General features: G+C 71.4%; 11 protein-coding genes. 2 read left to right on the top strand and 9 right to left on the bottom strand.

The window, feature by feature from the left end; all coding sequences use genetic code 11:
- The first annotated feature begins 37 nt into the window (after positions 1 to 37).
- Together O7542_RS07685 and O7542_RS07680 are read left to right on the top strand one after the other, a co-directional pair.
- Positions 38 to 1,420, top strand: coding sequence for a glycoside hydrolase family 43 protein (locus O7542_RS07685; RefSeq protein ID WP_281605944.1), 1,383 nt, complete (start codon positions 38 to 40; stop codon positions 1,418 to 1,420).
- A gap of 56 nt (positions 1,421 to 1,476) precedes the next feature.
- Entirely contained in the window at positions 1,477 to 4,233 is a 2,757-nt protein-coding gene (locus O7542_RS07680) for a beta-L-arabinofuranosidase domain-containing protein (protein WP_281605943.1), read from the top strand.
- 124 nt (positions 4,234 to 4,357) lie between these two features.
- On the opposite strand, the gene O7542_RS07675 is transcribed toward O7542_RS07680, so the two are convergent.
- The 9 genes from O7542_RS07675 to araB all read right to left on the bottom strand — a co-directional run bounded on the left by O7542_RS07675 (position 4,358) and on the right by araB (position 16,624).
- Positions 4,358 to 5,347: a LacI family DNA-binding transcriptional regulator gene (locus O7542_RS07675; protein ID WP_176722811.1), complete on the bottom strand. Its 990-nt coding sequence runs from the start codon at positions 5,345 to 5,347 to the stop codon at positions 4,358 to 4,360.
- A gap of 320 nt (positions 5,348 to 5,667) precedes the next feature.
- Entirely contained in the window at positions 5,668 to 7,746 is a 2,079-nt protein-coding gene (locus O7542_RS07670; protein WP_247660666.1) for an RICIN domain-containing protein, read from the bottom strand.
- 247 nt (positions 7,747 to 7,993) lie between these two features.
- Positions 7,994 to 9,496 (bottom strand): L-arabinose isomerase, encoded by a 1,503-nt coding sequence (gene araA, locus O7542_RS07665; protein WP_064445621.1) that lies wholly within the window; start codon positions 9,494 to 9,496, stop codon positions 7,994 to 7,996.
- 26 nt (positions 9,497 to 9,522) lie between these two features.
- Complete coding sequence (yjfF, locus tag O7542_RS07660) at positions 9,523 to 10,515, bottom strand: galactofuranose ABC transporter, permease protein YjfF (protein WP_043323316.1); 993 nt, start codon at positions 10,513 to 10,515, stop codon at positions 9,523 to 9,525.
- A complete protein-coding gene (locus O7542_RS07655; RefSeq protein ID WP_043323315.1) occupies positions 10,512 to 11,582 on the bottom strand; it encodes an ABC transporter permease in 1,071 nt (356 codons plus the stop codon). The genes yjfF and O7542_RS07655 overlap by 4 nt, the downstream gene beginning before the upstream one ends.
- Positions 11,579 to 13,120, bottom strand: coding sequence for a sugar ABC transporter ATP-binding protein (locus tag O7542_RS07650; RefSeq protein ID WP_043323312.1), 1,542 nt, complete (start codon positions 13,118 to 13,120; stop codon positions 11,579 to 11,581). Before O7542_RS07650 ends, O7542_RS07655 begins: the two co-directional genes overlap by 4 nt.
- A 70-nt stretch (positions 13,121 to 13,190) precedes the next feature.
- On the bottom strand, positions 13,191 to 14,186 hold the full coding sequence (locus O7542_RS07645) for an ABC transporter substrate-binding protein (protein ID WP_281605942.1): 996 nt from the start codon (positions 14,184 to 14,186) through the stop codon (positions 13,191 to 13,193).
- A 96-nt stretch (positions 14,187 to 14,282) separates the two neighbouring features.
- On the bottom strand, positions 14,283 to 14,954 hold the full coding sequence (locus O7542_RS07640; protein ID WP_043323308.1) for an L-ribulose-5-phosphate 4-epimerase: 672 nt from the start codon (positions 14,952 to 14,954) through the stop codon (positions 14,283 to 14,285).
- Positions 14,951 to 16,624: a ribulokinase gene (gene araB, locus O7542_RS07635; protein WP_166456019.1), complete on the bottom strand. Its 1,674-nt coding sequence runs from the start codon at positions 16,622 to 16,624 to the stop codon at positions 14,951 to 14,953. Before araB ends, O7542_RS07640 begins: the two co-directional genes overlap by 4 nt.
- Positions 16,625 to 17,228: the final 604 nt, after the last annotated feature.

The following is a 17,228-nucleotide window of genomic DNA, read 5'->3' as shown; positions in this document are numbered from 1 at the left end:
GCGGCCGTCATCTCCACCGCAGAGAAAGGCCCCCGTCGTGCCCCTGACCCGACGCGCGTTCACAGTCGGCGCCCTGTCCGCGGCTGCCGCCGCCTCCGGCGCGCTCAGCCTGCCCCGCGGCGCGTTCGCGGCGGCGAACACCGCCTACGCGATGGCCTACTTCACCGAGACGCCGAACGGCCTCGGCGCCGACTACGGCCTGCACCTGGCCGTCAGCCGGGACGGGCTGAACTGGACTCCGCTGAACCAGAACAACCCGGTGGTCACCCCGACCGCCGGGCAGCTCGGCCTGCGCGACCCGTTCGTGCTGCGCAGGACCGACGGCACCTTCGTGGTGCTGGCCACCGACCTCAAGGGCACCAACTGGGGGCTGACCAGCCAGTACCTGCACGTGTGGGACTCGGCCGACCTGACCGCGTTCACCGGCTACCGGCGCATCCGGATGCACACGCTCGACACCCACACCTGGGCGCCGACCGCGTTCTGGGACGCCGCCCGTGGGCAGTACGCCATCGTCTACTCCGCCAACAACGGCCGGGACGTACTGTTCGTCAACTACACGAGCGACTTCCGCACCGTCAGCGCGTCGCAGGTCTACTTCAGCCCCGCCTTCGGCGTGCTCGACGGCGACGTGGTGGTCGACGGTGGCACCACGTACCTCTACTACAAGAACCTCGACGACGGATATCTCTACGGCGCCCGCTCCACCACCGCCGCGCCGAACAGCTTCACCACGTACACCAGCGGGCTGCGGCAGGGCAACGCGATCGAGGCGCCGCTGCTGCTGCGCACGAACGAGGGCGGCTGGCGGCTGTGGGGCGACTCGTTCAGCCCGGTCAACAACGACTACTACGCCTGGTCCACGACGACCATCTCCGGCAACTCGTGGACGCCGCTGAACCAGCGCGACTACACACCGCCGCTGAACTCCAAACACGGCTCGATGATCGGCATCACCGACGCCGAGTACGCCGGGATGGTCAACCGCTGGGGCACGCCGAACTGGGTCCGGCTCAAGTCGTCGAACTTCCCCGACCGCTACGTGCGGCACGCCGACCGGATCGCCCGCGTCGACGCGTACCCGTTCGACCCGTACCAGGACCAGATGTGGCGGATGGTCCCCGGCCTGGCCGACGCCGCCGGCGTCTCGTTCGAGTCGGTCAACTACCCCGGCAACTACCTGCGGCACTACGACTACGCGGTCCGGCTGGACCCGAACGACGGCACCGCCACGTTCCGCGCCGACGCCACCTTCCACCGCACCGCCGGCCTGGCCGACGCCACCTGGTCGTCGTTCCGCTCGTACAACTACCCCACCCGTTACCTGCGGCACTACGACTACCGGCTGCGCATCGACCCGCTCGGCGCCGGCTCCCCCGCGGTCGACCGGCAGGACGCCACCTTCCGGGTCACCGCGTAGCCGTTCCCCACCACCGCCGTCCCCGCCACCACCGTCCCCCGCCACGGAGGCCGTCCATGCCCGCTCCCCTGGTGAACCGCCGATTCCTGCTCCGCGCCACCGGCGCCACCGCCGTCGCGGCGACCGCCGGCGCCGCCGCCGGGTCCGTCACCGCAGGCGGTACGGCGCACGCCGCGCTGCCACCGGCCCGCCCCGACATCGGCGTGTCCGCGTACGCGTTCGACCCGGGCCAGGTCCGGCTGACCGCGAGCCGGTGGCAGGACAACGAGAACCGCACAGTGGCGTACCTGCGCTTCGTGGACGTCAACCGGCTGCTCTACAACTTCCGGGCCAACCACCGCCTGTCCACCGGCGGCGCCGCCGCCAACGGTGGCTGGGACGCGCCGAACTTCCCGTTCCGCACCCACATGCAGGGTCACTTCCTGACCGCCTGGGCGCAGGCGTGGGCGGTGCTCGGCGACACCACCTGCCGGGACAAGGCGCTCACCATGGTCGCCGAGCTGGCCCGCTGCCAGGCCAACAACGGCGCGGCCGGGTTCAGCGCCGGCTACCTGTCCGGCTTCCCGGAGTCCGACTTCACCGCGCTGGAGGCCCGGACGCTCAGCAACGGCAACGTCCCCTACTACTGCATCCACAAGACGCTGGCCGGGCTGCTGGACGTGTGGCGGCTGATCGGCAGCACCCAGGCCCGGGACGTGCTGCTGGCGCTGGCCGGCTGGGTCGACCAGCGCACCGGCCGGCTCACCTCGGCCCAGATGCAGGCCATGCTCGGCACCGAGTTCGGCGGCATGAACGCGGTGCTGACCGACCTCTACCAGCAGACCGGCGACGGGCGGTGGCTCACCGTCGCGCAGCGGTTCGACCACGCCGCCGTGTTCAACCCGCTCGCCGCCAACTCCGACCAGCTCAACGGGCTGCACGCCAACACGCAGGTGCCCAAGTGGATCGGCGCGGCCCGGGAGTACAAGGCCACAGGCGTCACCCGCTACCGGGACATCGCCACCAACGCGTGGGCCATCACCGTCGGCGCGCACACGTACGCCATCGGCGGCAACAGCCAGGCCGAGCACTTCCGCGCCCCGAACGCGATCGCCGGCTACCTGCGCAACGACACGTGCGAGGCGTGCAACACGTACAACATGCTCAAGCTGACCCGGGAGCTGTGGCAGCTCGAGCCGGACCGGGTCGCGTACGTCGACTTCTACGAGCGCGCGCTGCTCAACCACATGATCGGCCAGCAGAACCCGGCCGACGCGCGCGGTCACGTCACGTACTTCACCCCGCTCAACCCGGGCGGGCGGCGCGGTGTCGGCCCGGCGTGGGGCGGCGGCACGTGGAGCACCGACTACAACTCCTTCTGGTGCTGTCAGGGCACCGGGCTGGAGACCAACACCACGCTCGCGGACGCGATCTACTTCCACAACGGCACCACGCTGACCGTCAACCTGTTCATGCCCTCGGTGCTCACCTGGAGCCAGCGCGGCATCACCGTCACCCAGGCCACCTCGTACCCGGTCGGCGACACCACGACGCTGACCGTCACCGGCTCGGTGAGCGGCTCGTGGACGATGCGGATCCGGATCCCGGCGTGGACCAGCGGGGCGAGCGTCAGCGTCAACGGCGTCGCGGCCGGCATCGCCACCACGCCCGGCAGCTACGCCGCCCTGACCCGCGACTGGACCTCCGGCGACACGGTCACGGTCCGGCTGCCGATGCGGGTGGCGACGGTGGCCGCCAACGACGACGCCGCGGTCGCCGCGATCACGTACGGGCCGGTGGTGCTCTCCGGCAACTACGGCAACACCACGCTGAGCGCGCTGCCGACGCTGGACCCGGCCTCGGTCACCCGTACCGGCACGGGCAGTCTCGCGTTCACCGCCCGGGCCGACGGCGCCACCGTCGACCTCGGCCCGTTCTACGACGCCCACGGGCACAACTACACGGTCTACTGGCGGGTCGGCACGGGCAGTGGTGGCGGCGGCGAGGCGAGTTTCCGGCTGGCGAACGCGGCGAGCGGGCTGGTGCTCGGGATCCAGAACATGTCCACCGCAGACGGCGGGCTCGCGCTGCAGTGGGGTGACACCGGCACCGCCGACCACGACTGGCAGCTCGTGGTCGACGGGTCGGCGCTACGGCTGCGCAACGTCAACAGCGGCAAGGTGCTCGGCGTGGAGAACATGTCCACCGCCGACGGCGCCCGGATCCTGCAGTGGGCGGACAACGGCACCGCCGACCATCTCTGGACCGTCGTCGACGTCGGCGACGGCAGCCACAAGCTGCGCAACGTGCACACCGGCAAGCTGCTCGGCATCTCCGGCGGCTCGACCGCCCAGGGCGCGTTCGCCGTGCAGGACCCGGACAACGGCAGCCTCGACAACCAGTGGCGGTTCCTGCCCAACGGGGCGCGGCGGATCCAGAACCTCGGCAGCGGGCTGGTGCTCGGCGTGCAGAACATGTCCACCGCCGACGGCGGGCCGGTCATCCAGTGGGGCGACACCGGGACCGCCGACCACCTCTGGACCGCGCTCGTGGACACCAGTGGCTACCTGCGGCTGCGCAACGGCAACAGCGGCAAGGTGCTGGGCGTCGAGGGCGCCTCGACAGCGGCCGGCGCCCGGATCGTCCAGTGGGCCGACAACGGCGCCGCCGACCACAGGTGGCGGCTGCGGCACGGCGGCGGCGGCTGGTTCCGGATCCAGTGCGCGAACGGGGGCCGCGTCCTCGGTCTCAGCGGCGGTTCCGGCGCCCAGGGCGCGCAGGCGGTCCTCGCCGACGACACCGGCGCCGCCCACCAGCGCTGGCGCTTCCTCTGACCCACCCACCCCCGCCGCCCCAGCTCGCCGATCTTGCACTCTCGGCCCCCGCGAAGTTCGCCAACCGGACATCCTGCGGGCGCGAAGTGCAAGATCGGCGAGGGCGGGTGGGGCGCCGGGTGGGTCAGCGGGTGGGGGGTGGGCCCACGCTTCGGCGCGGGACCAGCGTCGGGGCGATGGTCTGGCGCAGCGGGCCTGCCGACTCCGACTCGATCTGGGCCAGCAGAAGGTCCAGGCTCGCCGCGGCCACCGCCGTGAAGTCGGGCCGCACCGTGGTCAGCGGCGGAATGAAGTACGCCGCCTCGGGCACGTCGTCGAACCCGACGACGCTGATGTCGTCCGGTACGCGGCGGCCGTGCTCGTGCAACGCGCGCAGCACGCCGAGCGCCAGGTGGTCGTTCGCCGTGAAGACCGCGGTGACCTCCGGCATCCGGGCCAGCATCTGCCCGCACCGGTAACCCGCGGCAGCGGACCAGTCCGCCGGGACCAGCGGCGGAACCTCGGCGCCCGCCTGCCGCAACGCCTCGCGCCACCCCTCGATCCGGCCGGCGCTGTCGAACCAGTCCGACGGGCCGGACACGTGCCAGACGGTGCGGTGCCCGGCGGCGAGAAGGTGCTCGGTGGCGGCCCGGGCGCCGGCGACCTGGTCGACGGTGACCAGCGGGATCGGCCGCCGGGGGTCGCCGTCGACTGTCACCAGCGGCACGTCGTGGGGCAGCCGTTCCAGCGCCTCCCCGGCCGACTCGACCGGCGCGATCACCACTATGCCGGCCACCCGGTGCGCCAGGTGCCGCTCCACCGCCGCCGAGATGGAACGGTGGTCGAGGTCGCGGACGCTGCCGACGCTCACCGCGAAACCCGCCTCGGCGGCGGTCTGCTCCAGCGCGGCCAGCAGCGACGCCGGGCCGTACAGCGTGGTGTTCTGCGCGACCACGCCGATCACCTGGGAACGGCCGGTCACCAGCGCGCGGGCCGCGCGGTTGGGCCGGTAGCCGAGCTCGGTGATGGCGGCCTGGACCCGCAGCCGGGTCTGTTCACGCACGTTGGGATGCCCGTTGAGCACCCGGGAGACCGTCTGGTGCGAAACCCCGGCGAGGCGAGCCACGTCCGTCATCGCAGGACCGCGCACGGCCACCTCACTTTCGCCACTGCCCGCGGCGGCCACACCCGGTCGATCTCGACCGGACCGTCCCGGGTGGCGACAGTCTACGCCAGCGGTCCCATCGGTATCGCTACCGCAGATCGACCGTTCCCACCGTGGCGCGCCGATTATCGCGGAATCGGCAGGCGGCTCATTCCCTTCCGTTGCGCAGCGGCACGAACAGGCAGCTCGGAGCGGGTGGAATTGGGCCCGGGGTGCGGCATTTCCGGCGATTGCCGGAGCCGCACCCCGGGCTATGAAGATGTGTCAACGGCCGCGAATGGTGACCGTTGTCACGGTGTCGTCAGCGAGAACTGCCGCACCGTCACCGAACCGCCAAGCGATTGCGTGGCGTAGTTGAAGAAGCCGAACCGGTAGCCCATGAAGAACTGCCACGCGTTGTTGAGCGTCAGCGCGTTGCCCAGCGACACGAAGTTCACCCCGTCGGTGCTGTAGGAGAACCGCGCCTGCCGTCCGGAGCCGGGGCGGATGTCGGCGTTGGCCCGCAACCAGATCCGCCCGCCGGACACCGCCGCGCTGGCGATCTCCGTGCCGGTGCTCGTGGTGTTCCAGTTCGAGCCCATGGTCAGACCGTTTGTCATCACCACCCGGGTCGCGCCGTTGTCCCGCCGTACGCCGATCCAGGCCGAACTGTCCCGCAGCATCGCCAGGCCGGCCCGGTCACCGTCGCGCATGGTCGAGTAGTCCAGCTCGATGGTGCCGGTCGAGGTCGGACCCTGGATGCGGTGGGTGAGCGTGTTGCGGGCCCGGTACAGGTCGTTCGTGACGGTGGCGGTCTGCAGGCGCAGGCCGTTGTTCACCGACCACCTGCTGTTGTCCGGGTTGTGGTTCCACTCGTACTGCGGGCCGAGCGTGGTGCCGGAGAACGTGTCGGTGCCGGTGAGCGGCTTGACCGGGCGGGTCGGCAGCGGGTTGGGGTAGCTCGCGCCCCAGGCCCCGTTGACGGTCTGCAGCTGCGGCCAGCCGTCGGAGGTCCAGGTGATCGGCGCCAGCGTCGGCATCCGGCCGCCCGGGTAGGCGTCGGTGAATGCCATGTAGTACCAGGCGCCGGTCTGCGTCTGCACCAGCCCGCCCTGGTGCGGCACGCCGCCACCGGAGATCGGGCCGGGCAGGTTCAGCAGCACCTGCCGCTGCTCGTACGGGCCGAACGGGCCGTTCGTGGACTTCAGCACGTACTGGCCGTTGGCCGGCCGGGTCAGCCAGATGTAGTACGCGCCGTTGCGCTTGTAGAAGCGCGCCCCCTCCAGCGTGCCGATGCTCGACGGCGTCTGGTAGACCTGCTGCGCCCGCACCTGGCTGCGCCCGTCGGCGGAGAGCTGGGCCACGCTGATCGTGCCGTTGCCGTACGCGACGTACATGGTGTCGTTGTCGTCGATCAGCATGCCGGCGTCGTAGTAGCAGTTGGGGATGGTGGCAAGGCGGCTCCACGCGCCGTCCACGGCGGTGGCGGTGTAGATGTGGGTCTGCGCGAAATCGATGCACCCGGCCCAGTAGAACGTGCGGTTGCTCGGCCGGTAGTTCAGCGTCGACGCCCAGATGCCGTCCACGTACGCCTGCTCGCTGGCGCTCAGGTCGTACTTGGTGCCGAACTCCAGCCGCGGCACCGAGTGCCCGGCGAACTCCCAGTTCACCAGGTCCCAGGAGCGCAGCACCGGCGCGCCGGGCGAGTAGTGCATGGTGGAGGCGGACATGTAGTAGACGTCGCCGACCCGGATGATGTCGACGTCGGCGAAGTCCTGCCAGACCGCCGGGTTGGTGAAGTTGCCGCTCGGCGTGCCCGGGTCACCCGGGTTGCCGCCGACCCGCACCAGCTGCCACTGCTGGTTCGCGCCGTTCCAGTCGTCGTACTGGACGATGTTGCCGCCGTCGGCGGTGGAGGCGTTCTGCACCTCCATCACCTTGTTCGAGTTCCGGTTGATCAGCCGGACGTACCCGCTGTCGGAGTCGGCCAGCCGGAACTGCTGGTTGGTGCCGCCGTGGTCGGTCCACTGGACCACCGCGGCCCCGTTGGCGGTGGACGCGCCGGTCACGTCCAGCACCTTGCCCGAGTGCCGGGAGCGCAGCCGGTAGTAGCCACCGCCGGAGTCCACGAACTGCCACTGCTGCCAGGCGCCGTCGTTGCGCGTCCACTGGGTGATCCGCGCGCCGTCGTTCGTCGCCTGGTTGTACAGGTCCAGCGCCTTGCCGCTGTTGCGGTTCACCAGCACGTAGTACGCGCTGGTGTCCACGGTGGCCGCGGAGACGGGCGCGGGCACGGCGCCCACCACCACGCCACCGACAAGCAGCGCCACCACCCCGGCCAGCAGCCGGGACAGGCGTCCACGTCCACGGGACAGTCGAGCCGTCACCATGATCCTCCTTCGTCGACCGGAGCCCGGGCACGGCGACGCGCGCCGACGACGTCGGCGTTATCGCTAACAGCGATGCCCACCCAGGCGGGAGTCGGATCCCTGGCAACTGCGGCGCAGATCGCGCCCGGAACGGCCCGCGAGCGGTGCCGGTGACCCTATCCATCGACTGTGAGCGATAACATGGCGTTCGTCAAGGCGTAACACGCCGCCCGCCACGCGGGGTCGGCGCGGCGGGCGGCGAGGGGGCTCAGAAGCCCCGGGCGAGCCGGTAGTACGCCTGGTTCCAGCGCAGCTCGTCGGCGAAGCGGTGCGGGCGCGTCTCCGCGTCGATGACCACCAGCTCGGTCCGGGCCATCGCCGCCAGGTCACGCAGCTCCTCCACGCCGACGGCCTGGGAGAGCACGGTGTGGTGCGGCGCGCCCGCGGTGATCCACGCCTCCGCCGAGCCGGCCAGGTCGGGCTGCGGACGCCAGACCGCGCGCGCCACCGGCAGCCGGCGCAGCGGGTGCGGCGGCGGCACCACGTCCACCGCGTTGGCCACCAGCCGGAACCGCTCCCCCATGTCCGCCATGCCCAGCACCACGGCCGGGCCGGGCGCGGCGTCGAAGACCAGGCGCACCGGGTCCTCCCGCCCGCCGATGCTCAGCGGATGCACCTGCGCGCTCGGCACGTCGGCGGCGATGCTCGGGCACACCTCCAGCATGTGCGCGCCGAGGATCAGCTCCTGGCCGAACGTCAGGTCGTAGGTGTAGTCCTCCATGAACGAGGTGCCGCCCGGCACCCCGACGGCCATCGCCTTGAGCGTGTGCACCAGCACCGAGGTCTTCCAGTCGCCCTCGCCGCCGAAGCCGTAGCCGTCGGCCATCAGGCGCTGCACCGCGATGCCGGGAAGCTGGCGCAGCCCGCCGAGGTCCTCGAAGTTCGTGGTGAACGCCCGGAACCCGCCGGCCTCCAGGAACGCGCGCAGGCCCAGCTCCTGGCGCGCCGCGTACCGCAGCGAGTCGTGCCGGTCCCCGCCGGGCCGCAGCTCCGGCGCCACCCGGAAGGTGTCGTCGTACTCCTTGACCAGGTCGTCCACCTGCGCGTCCGCCACCTGGTCGACGGCCGCGACGAGGTCGTTGACGCCGTAGGTGTTCACCGATACGCCGAAGCGCAGCTCCGCCTCGACCTTGTCCCCCTCGGTGACCGCGACGTCGCGCATGTTGTCGCCGAAGCGCGCCAGCCGCAGCGTCCGCAGCGCCGACCAGCCGACGGCGGCCCGGGCCCAGGCCGCGACCCGGCCGACGACGCGCGGGTCGGTGACGTGGCCCGCGACGGTCTTGCGGGCCACCCCGAGCCGGGTCTGGACGAACCCGAACTCCCGGTCGCCGTGGGCGGCCTGGTTGAGGTTCATGAAGTCCATGTCGATCTCGTCCCACGGCAGCGCCACGTTCGCCTGCGTGTGCAGGTGCAGCAGCGGCGTCCGTAGCGCGTCCAGCCCGGCGATCCACATCTTGGCCGGGGAGAACGTGTGCATCCAGGCGATCACCCCGACCGCGCCCTGCACGGCCGCGTCCCGGCACACCGCCAGGATGTCCGCGCTGGAGGTGAGGACCGGCTTCCAGACCACGCGGACGGGGATGTCCGGCGAGGAGTCCAGGCGCGCGGCGATCTGCCGGGACTGCTCGGCGACCTGCCGCAGGGTGTCCTCGCCGTAGAGGCCCTGGCTGCCGGTGAGGAACCAGACCTCGGGCTGGGGGTGAGTTGCCATGTTGTTGCCTTCCGCGCTAGGAACCGTCACTTGAACCGGATGCCGATGAGGCGCTGGAGGAGGATGAACGCGAAGAGCAGCCCGCCGATCACGATCTTGGTCCACCAGGAGTTGAGGCTGCCGTCGAACGTGATCAGGGTCTGGATCACGCCGAGCACCAGCACGCCGAGCACGGTGCCGAAGACGTACCCGGAACCGCCGGTGAGCACGGTGCCGCCGATCACCACAGCCGCGATCACGTCCAGCTCCATCCCGACGGCGATCAGCGGCGCGCCGGAGAGCGTGTAGAACGACAGCAGGATGCCGCCGATGGCCGAGCAGAGCCCGCTGATCGTGTAGACGGCGATCCGGGTCCGCGCCACCGGCAGGCCCATCAGCAGCGCCGACTGCGCGTTGCCGCCGACCGCGTACACGTTGCGGCCGAACCGGGTGTACGCCAGCACGTACGCCGCGATCAGCACCACCGCGAACGCGATGAGCACACTGATCGAGACGAAGTTGCCGGCCGGGTCGCCGATGCGCTGCTGCGACATCGACGTCCAGAAGCCGTCGGTGATGGAGATCGAGGAGTCGCTGATGAACGTGCACATGCCGCGGGCGAAGAACATCCCGGCGAGTGTGACGATGAACGGCTGGATCTCGAAGAAGTGGATCGCGCAGCCCATCAGGAAGCCCAGCGTCGGGCCGATCAGCAGCGCGATGACCAGCACCAGCGCCGCGGGCAGGCCGTCGCGCAGCAGCGACGCCGACACCATCGCGGTCATCGCGACCACCGAGCCGACGGACAGGTCGATGCCGCCGGTGAGGATCACGAACGTCATGCCGACCGCGACCACGAGCAGGAAGCCGTTGTCGATGAAGACGTTGAAGACGACCTGGATGTTGGAGAACGCGCGGTACTGGGACACGCCGATGCCGTACATGACGAGCAGCAGGGCGAGCGTCGCCAGCACCGGGACGTGCCGCCGGGGCAGGCTGGGCCGCCAGGAGCGGCCGGTGGTCAACGACGTGCTGCTCATGCCGGCACCTGCTCCTTCTCCCGCTGCGGCGCCGCCGGCCCGGGCTCGGTCCCGCGCCGCCGCCGGCGCAGCCGGGCGCGGAACGCCGGGGCCTGCACGAGGCAGACGGCGATGACGACGACCGCCTTGAACAGCAGCGACGTCTGCGGCGAGATGTTCATGGCGTACACGGTGGTGGTCAGGGTCTGGATGATCAGCGCGCCGAGGACGGTGCCGCCGAGGGAGAACCGGCCCCCGGCGAGCGACGTGCCGCCGATCACGACCGCCAGGATCGCGTCGAGCTCGATCCACAGACCGGCGGCGTTGCCGTCGGCGCTGGACACGTTCGCGGTGACCATGAAGCCGGCGAGCGCGGCGCAGGCGGCGCTGATCACGTAGACGAGGAAGACGATGCGCCGCGACCGGATGCCGGCCAGCCGGCTGGCCTCGGCGTTACCGCCGACCGACTCGACGATCAGGCCGAGCGCGGTACGCCGGGTGAACGCGGCCACCAGCAGCGCGGCGGCGAGCGCGATCAGGATGGCCAGCGGCAGCGTCAGGAAGTGCCCGAGCCCGATCGCCCGGTACGGCCCGGAGTTGATCGTGATGATCTGCCCCTCGGTGACCAGCTGGGCGATGCCCCGGCCGGCCACCATGAGGATCAGCGTGGCGATGATCGGCTGGATGCCGATGACCGCCACGAGCACGCCGTTCCACGCGCCGAGCACCAGCGCGGCGCCGAAGGCCAGCGCCAGCGCGGTGGCCACCGTGGCCGGGCTGTTCTGGTCGGCCGCCCCGCTGATGTGCAGGCAGGCGATCGCGCCGCTGATGGCGCAGAGCGACCCGACGGACAGGTCGATGCCGCCGGTGGCGATGACGAGCGTCATCCCGAGCGCGACCAGGATCAGCGGCGCGCTCAGCCGCAGGATGTCGATGGGCGTGCCGTACAGGTGGCCGTTCTTGACCTCGACGGCGAGGAAGCCGGGACGGTAGACGGTGTTCGCGGCGAGCATCACCACGAGCACCAGCGCCGGCCAGAACAGGCGGTGGCCGGTGAGCGGGCGGAGGCGGGCGGCGACGGCGGTCATCGGGTCACCTCCTTCCGCGTGGTGCCGCTGGCGATGGTGCGCATGACGCGGTCGGCGTCGAGCGTGTCGTCGTTGTCGAGCTGGGCGACCATCTCGCGGTCGCGCATGACCGCGACCCGGTGGCTCAGGCGCAGCACCTCCTCCAGCTCGGCGGAGATGAACAGCACCGCCATGCCGCCGTCGGAGAGCTGCACCACCAGCTTCTGGATCTCGGCCTTCGCGCCCACGTCGATGCCGCGGGTCGGCTCGTCCAGGATGAGCAGGCGCGGCTCGGTGATGAGCCAGCGGGCCAGCAGCACCTTCTGCTGATTGCCGCCGGACAGGTTGCGCACCGGCAGTTCCGGGTTGGCCGGGCGGATGCTCAGCGCCTCGACGTACCTGCGGACCAGCTCGTCCTGGCGGCGGCGCGGGATCGGACGCAGCCAGCCGCGCGCGGCCTGCATCGCCAGGATCATGTTCTCCCGGACCGTCAGCTCCGGGACGATGCCCTCGGCCCGCCGGTTCTCCGAGCAGAAGCCGACGCCCTGGCCGATGGCCTGGATCGGGTTGCGCACCGGCGCCCGGCCGCCGTCGAGCCGGACCTGGCCGTGGTCGGCCCGGTCCGCGCCGAAGATCAGCCGCGCCACCTCGGTACGGCCGGAGCCGAGCAGTCCGGCCAGGCCGACCACCTCACCGGCGTGGATGCGCAGACTGAACGGGGCGACCGCGCCACGCCGGCCCAGCCCGTCGGCGTCCACCAGCGGGGCCTCGTCCGCGGTGTCGACGGTGGCGCGTTTCTGCTGCTCGTCGAGCCGCTCCAGCACGTCCAGCTCCTGCCCGATCATCTTCTCGACCAGGCTGAACTGCGGCAGCTCCTCGGTGCGGTACTCCCCCACCAGCGTGCCGTTGCGCAACACCGTGATGCGGTCCGCGATGCCGTAGACCTGGTCGAGGAAGTGCGTGACGAACAGGATCGCGATGCCCTCGTCACGGAGCTGGCGCATGATCCGGAACAGCTGCGCCACCTCGCCGGCGTCCAGGCTGGACGTCGGCTCGTCCAGGATCAGCACCCGGGCCTGCACGTCGATCGCCCGGGCGATGGCGACCATCTGCTGCACCGCGAGCGAGTACGTGCCCAGCGGCGCGGAGACGTCGAGGTCGAGGTCGAGCCGGGCCAGCAGGTCGCGCGCCCGCCGGCGCATCTCGCCCCAGCGCACCGCGCCGAGCCGGCGCGGCTCGCGGCCGATGAAGACGTTCTCCGCCACCGACAGGTTGGTGCAGAGGTTGACCTCCTGGTAGACGGTGCTGACGCCGGCCGCGGCGGCCTGCATCGGCCCGCTGAACGAGACCTGCTCGCCGTCGAGGGTGATGACGCCCGCATCGGTCCCGTAGACGCCGGTCAGCACCTTGATCAGGGTGGACTTGCCGGCGCCGTTCTCACCCATCAGGGCGTGGACCTCGCCCGGGAACAGCCGAAAGTCGACGTCGTGCAGCGCGCGGACCCCGGGGAAGGTCTTGCTGATGCCGGTCATGGTCAGGACCGGACGGTTACCCGTCATCCCATCGGACCTCTTCTAGACGGTGGTGGCACGGGGGCCGCCGTCTCGCGACGGCGACCCCCGGGGTGGGTCAGTACTTGCGGTTGGGCAGTGCCTCCTTGGCCTGCTCCTGGGTGAAGGTGGTCTCCTCGGTCTCGATCCGGGCGGGGACCTCCTCGCCGGCCTTGACCTTCTTGACCAGCTCCATCAGCTGCGGGCCGAGCAGCGGGCTGCACTCGGCGATGAAGTTGAACTTGCCGTCCGCGAGGGCCTGCATGCCGTCCTTCACCGCGTCGACGGTGATGATGGTGATGTCCTTGCCGGGCGTCTTGCCCGCCGCGCTGATCGCCTCGAGCGCGCCCAGGCCCATGTCGTCGTTGTGCGCGAAGAGCACGTCGATCTTCGGGTTGGCCTTGAGGAACTGCTCCATGACCTGCTTGCCGCCGGCCCGGGTGAAGTCACCCGACTGCGACGCGACGATCTTCAGGTTGGGGTTGGCGGCGATCGCCTCGGCGAAGCCCTTCTTCCGGTCGTTGGCCGGGGCCGAGCCGGTCGTGCCCTGCAGCTCGACGATGTTGACCGGACCGGACGCCGCCTTCTTCTGCTCCACCAGCCACTCGCCGGCGAGGCGGCCCTCCTTGACGAAGTCCGAGCCGAGGAACGTCTTGTAGAGCGACTTGTCGGCCGAGTCGACCGCGCGGTCGGTCAGGATGACCGGGATCTTCGCGTCCTTGGCCTCCTTGAGCACGGTGTCCCAGCCCGACTCCACCACCGGCGAGAAGGCGATCACGTCGACCTTCTGCTGGATGAAGTTGCGGATCGCCTTGATCTGGTTCTCCTGCTTCTGCTGCGCGTCGTCGAACTTCAGCTCGATGCCGGCCTCGGCGGCCGCTTCCTTGATCGAGGTGGTGTTCGCGGTGCGCCAGCCGCTCTCGGCGCCCACCTGGGAGAAACCCAGGACGGTCTTGTCGTTGCCGTCACCGGAATCGCCACCGGTGTCGCTGTTGCCGCAGGCCGCCATGCTGCCGGCGAGCAGCACGCCGGCGAGCGCGGCGATGACCCTGCGGGCCGTGCTCCTGGTACTCATCGGTTCTCCTCCGGGGTTGGATGTTCCGGACGCGCGGCGGGGAGCCGGTGCGTCCGGGTGTGGTGGTGGGGTGGGTGCGCGGCGCCCGGTCCGGGGTCAGGGCGCCGGCGGGCGTTGGCCGTAGACGTTCTGGTAACGGTCGTAGAGCGAGTCGATGTCGGCCGGCGCGATCGGCAGCGGCTGCCCGAGCGCTCGGGCCAGGTGCGCGGTGCGGGCGACGTCCTCGCACATCACGGCGGCCTTGACCGCCGCCCGGGCGTCCCGGCCGATGGTGAACACGCCGTGGTTGCGCATGAGCACCGCGGGCGAGCGGTGCCCGGACAGCGTGCTGACGATCCCCTTGCCGATGTCGTCGCCGCCGATCAGCGCGAACGGCCCGACCGGGATCTCCCCGCCGAACTCGTCGGCCTGCGCGGTCAGCCAGCACGGGATCGCCTCGCCCCGGGCCGCCCAGGCGGTGGCGTAGCCGCTGTGGGTGTGCACCACGCCGCCGACCTCGGGCATCGCGCGGTAGACGTAGGCGTGCGCGGCGGTGTCGCTGGACGGCGAGCCGCCGCCGTCGACGACAGTGCCGCTCAGGTCGCAGACCACCATGGACTCGGCGGTCAGGTCGTCGTAGTCGACGCCGCTGGGCTTGATGACCATCAGGTCCTGACCGGGTACGCGGGCCGAGACGTTGCCGGCGGTCCAGGCCACCAGCCCGTAGCGGGTCAGCTCGCGGTGCAGGCGGGCCACCGTCTCGCGCAGCTCGGCGACCTGGCTGTTCATCCGACCACCTCCAAGGGCGCGGCGGCGCGGGCGTCGACCGCCGCGTTGCGGATCGCCCGCAGGCGCAGCATGACGTCGTTCGCGCCGCGGCCGAAGTGGTCGTGCAGCGCGCGGTACTCCGCGTAGAGCGCGTCGTACGCCCGGACGTTCTCCGGTACGGGCCGGTAGACCGCCTCCTCGATCCGTCCCATCGCGGCGGACGCCTCGTGGATCGACTGGTACTCGCCGGCCGCGACCGCGGCGTGGATGGCCGAGCCGAGCGCCGGCCCCTGGGCGGAGCCGATGATGCTCAGCGGCCGGTTCGTGACGTCGGCGTAGATCTGCATCAGCAGCCGGTTGGAGGTGAGCCCGCCGGCCACCACCAGGTCGTCGACCGGCACTCCGGCCTGGGCGAACGCTTCGACGATCATCCGGGTGCCGTACGCGGTGGCCTCCAGCAGCGCCCGGTAGACGTCCGGCGGCCGGGTGGCCAGCGTCAGCCCGACAATCAGCCCGCTCAGGTCGTGGTTGACCAGCAGCGACCGGTTGCCGTTCCACCAGTCCAGCGCCACCAGGCCGTGCGCGCCGACCGGCTGGGCCGCGGCGGCCTCGGTGAGCCGCTCGTGCGAGTCGAATCCGGCCGGGGCGCCGTGGCGCACGAACCAGCCGAAGATGTCCCCCACGCCGCTCTGCCCGGCCTCGAAGCCCCAGGCGCCGGGGCTGATGCCGCCGTCGACCACGCCGCACATGCCCGGCACCTCGGCCGGGTGGGTGCCGTTGAGCACGTGGCAGGTGGAGGTGCCCATGATGGCCACCAGCCGGCCGGGCCGCAGCGCCTGGGCGGCGGCGGCGGTGACGTGCGCGTCGACGTTGCCGACCGCGACCGCGATGCCCTCGGGCAGGCCGGTCCAGGCGGCGGCGCGGGCGTCGAGCGCGCCGGCCCGCGCGCCCAGCGGCAGCAGCGGACCGTCCAGCTTGGTGACGAAGTCGGTGAAATCCGGGTCGAGCGCGGCCAGGTAGTCCGGGGACGGGTACCGGCCGTCCTGCCGGATGCCCTTGTAGCCGGCGGTGCAGACGTTGCGCGTCTCGACGCCGCACAGCTGCCAGACGATCCAGTCGGCCGCCTCGATGAAACGATCGGCGCGCCGGTAGATCTCCGGGTCCTCGTCCAGGATCTGCAGCCCCTTGGCGAACTGCCACTCCGCCGAGATCTTGCCGCCGTAGCGGCCGATCCACGGCTCGCCGCGTTCGTGCGCCAGCGCGTTGATCCGGTCGGCGTGCGGCTGCGCGGCGTGGTGCTTCCAGAGCTTGACCCAGGCGTGCGGCCGGTGGCGCAGCTCCGGGATCTCGCACAGCGGCGTGCCGTCGGCGAGCGTCGGCAGGACCGTGCAGGCGGTGAAGTCGATGCCGATCCCGACCACCAGTGCCGGGTCCACGCCGGCCGCCGAGAGCGCTGCCGGTACGGCGTGGCGCAGCACGTCGCGGTAGTCGTCGGGGTCCTGCAGCGCCCAGTCCGGCGGCAACGCCGGGCCGTCGTCGGGCAGCGCGGTCTCGATGACCCCGTGCCGGTAGTCGTGCACCGCGGTGCCGAGTTCAGCGCCGTCGCGGACCCGGACCACCAACGCCCGGCCGGACAACGTGCCGAAGTCGACCCCGATCACGTACCGGTCGGTCGCGTCCACTTCGCTCATTTGCACCTCCGCCGTGTCACGGAGTTAGTGTTAGCGCTCACATACACATCCGTCAAGACACGTCCGGGCAACAGCTACGTAACGAGCGGCGGCGCCCGGAACCGGCGTCCTCCGCCCCGCGCGGACCGGCCCGGCCGCCGGCCGGGAGATCCACGCCGACGGCGCGGTCGAACCTCGGGTAGACGGCCTGTTAGCGACAACAATCGATGGAACTTCCGGAAATTCTCTCGGCGTTCCCGATTCCCCCGGCCCGAGGGCCCAGATGCCGCCGCGGGGCCGCCCAGAAGGCCGCTCAGCGGCTCTTTTTCTCGCCGCGGCACCCTCGGCAGCAGGCCGCCGCAAGCCGCCCGAGGGTCGCCAGGCTATTTACAGTGTTTGATGTCAGCGATAACATTTCGCCATCCCCACACACTGTGGCGCCGCTGTCCGGGAAACCCCGGCGCCGCAGCCGGGCGGCGACGGACGGCGACCCCGTCGACCGCCGGAACCCCACCACCCACGAGCGCCCGCCGGCACCGACCGGCCCTGGTGGAACTACCGTGCCGCGTCCGTCCCCGTGGACCACGGGCGACGCCGTGCGACCGGCGGGCCGCTCCCTTCCGGG

This window comes from Micromonospora sp. WMMC264 (genome assembly GCF_027497275.1).
Classification (GTDB): domain Bacteria; phylum Actinomycetota; class Actinomycetes; order Mycobacteriales; family Micromonosporaceae; genus Micromonospora; species Micromonospora chalcea.
The sequence above is the reverse complement of the archived record's forward strand: the minus strand, read 5'-3'. Positions and strand labels throughout refer to the sequence as shown.

Coding starts and splice junctions, on each gene's coding strand:
- O7542_RS07680 (WP_281605943.1), top strand. CDS start 1,477: ATGCCCGCTCCCCTGGTGAACCGCCGATTCCTGCTCCGCGCCACCGGC.
- O7542_RS07675 (WP_176722811.1), bottom strand. CDS start 5,347: ATGACGGACGTGGCTCGCCTCGCCGGGGTTTCGCACCAGACGGTCTCC.
- O7542_RS07670 (WP_247660666.1), bottom strand. CDS start 7,746: ATGGTGACGGCTCGACTGTCCCGTGGACGTGGACGCCTGTCCCGGCTG.
- araA (WP_064445621.1), bottom strand. CDS start 9,496: ATGGCAACTCACCCCCAGCCCGAGGTCTGGTTCCTCACCGGCAGCCAG.
- yjfF (WP_043323316.1), bottom strand. CDS start 10,515: ATGAGCAGCACGTCGTTGACCACCGGCCGCTCCTGGCGGCCCAGCCTG.
- O7542_RS07655 (WP_043323315.1), bottom strand. CDS start 11,582: ATGACCGCCGTCGCCGCCCGCCTCCGCCCGCTCACCGGCCACCGCCTG.
- O7542_RS07650 (WP_043323312.1), bottom strand. CDS start 13,120: ATGACGGGTAACCGTCCGGTCCTGACCATGACCGGCATCAGCAAGACC.
- O7542_RS07645 (WP_281605942.1), bottom strand. CDS start 14,186: ATGAGTACCAGGAGCACGGCCCGCAGGGTCATCGCCGCGCTCGCCGGC.
- O7542_RS07640 (WP_043323308.1), bottom strand. CDS start 14,954: ATGAACAGCCAGGTCGCCGAGCTGCGCGAGACGGTGGCCCGCCTGCAC.
- araB (WP_166456019.1), bottom strand. CDS start 16,624: ATGAGCGAAGTGGACGCGACCGACCGGTACGTGATCGGGGTCGACTTC.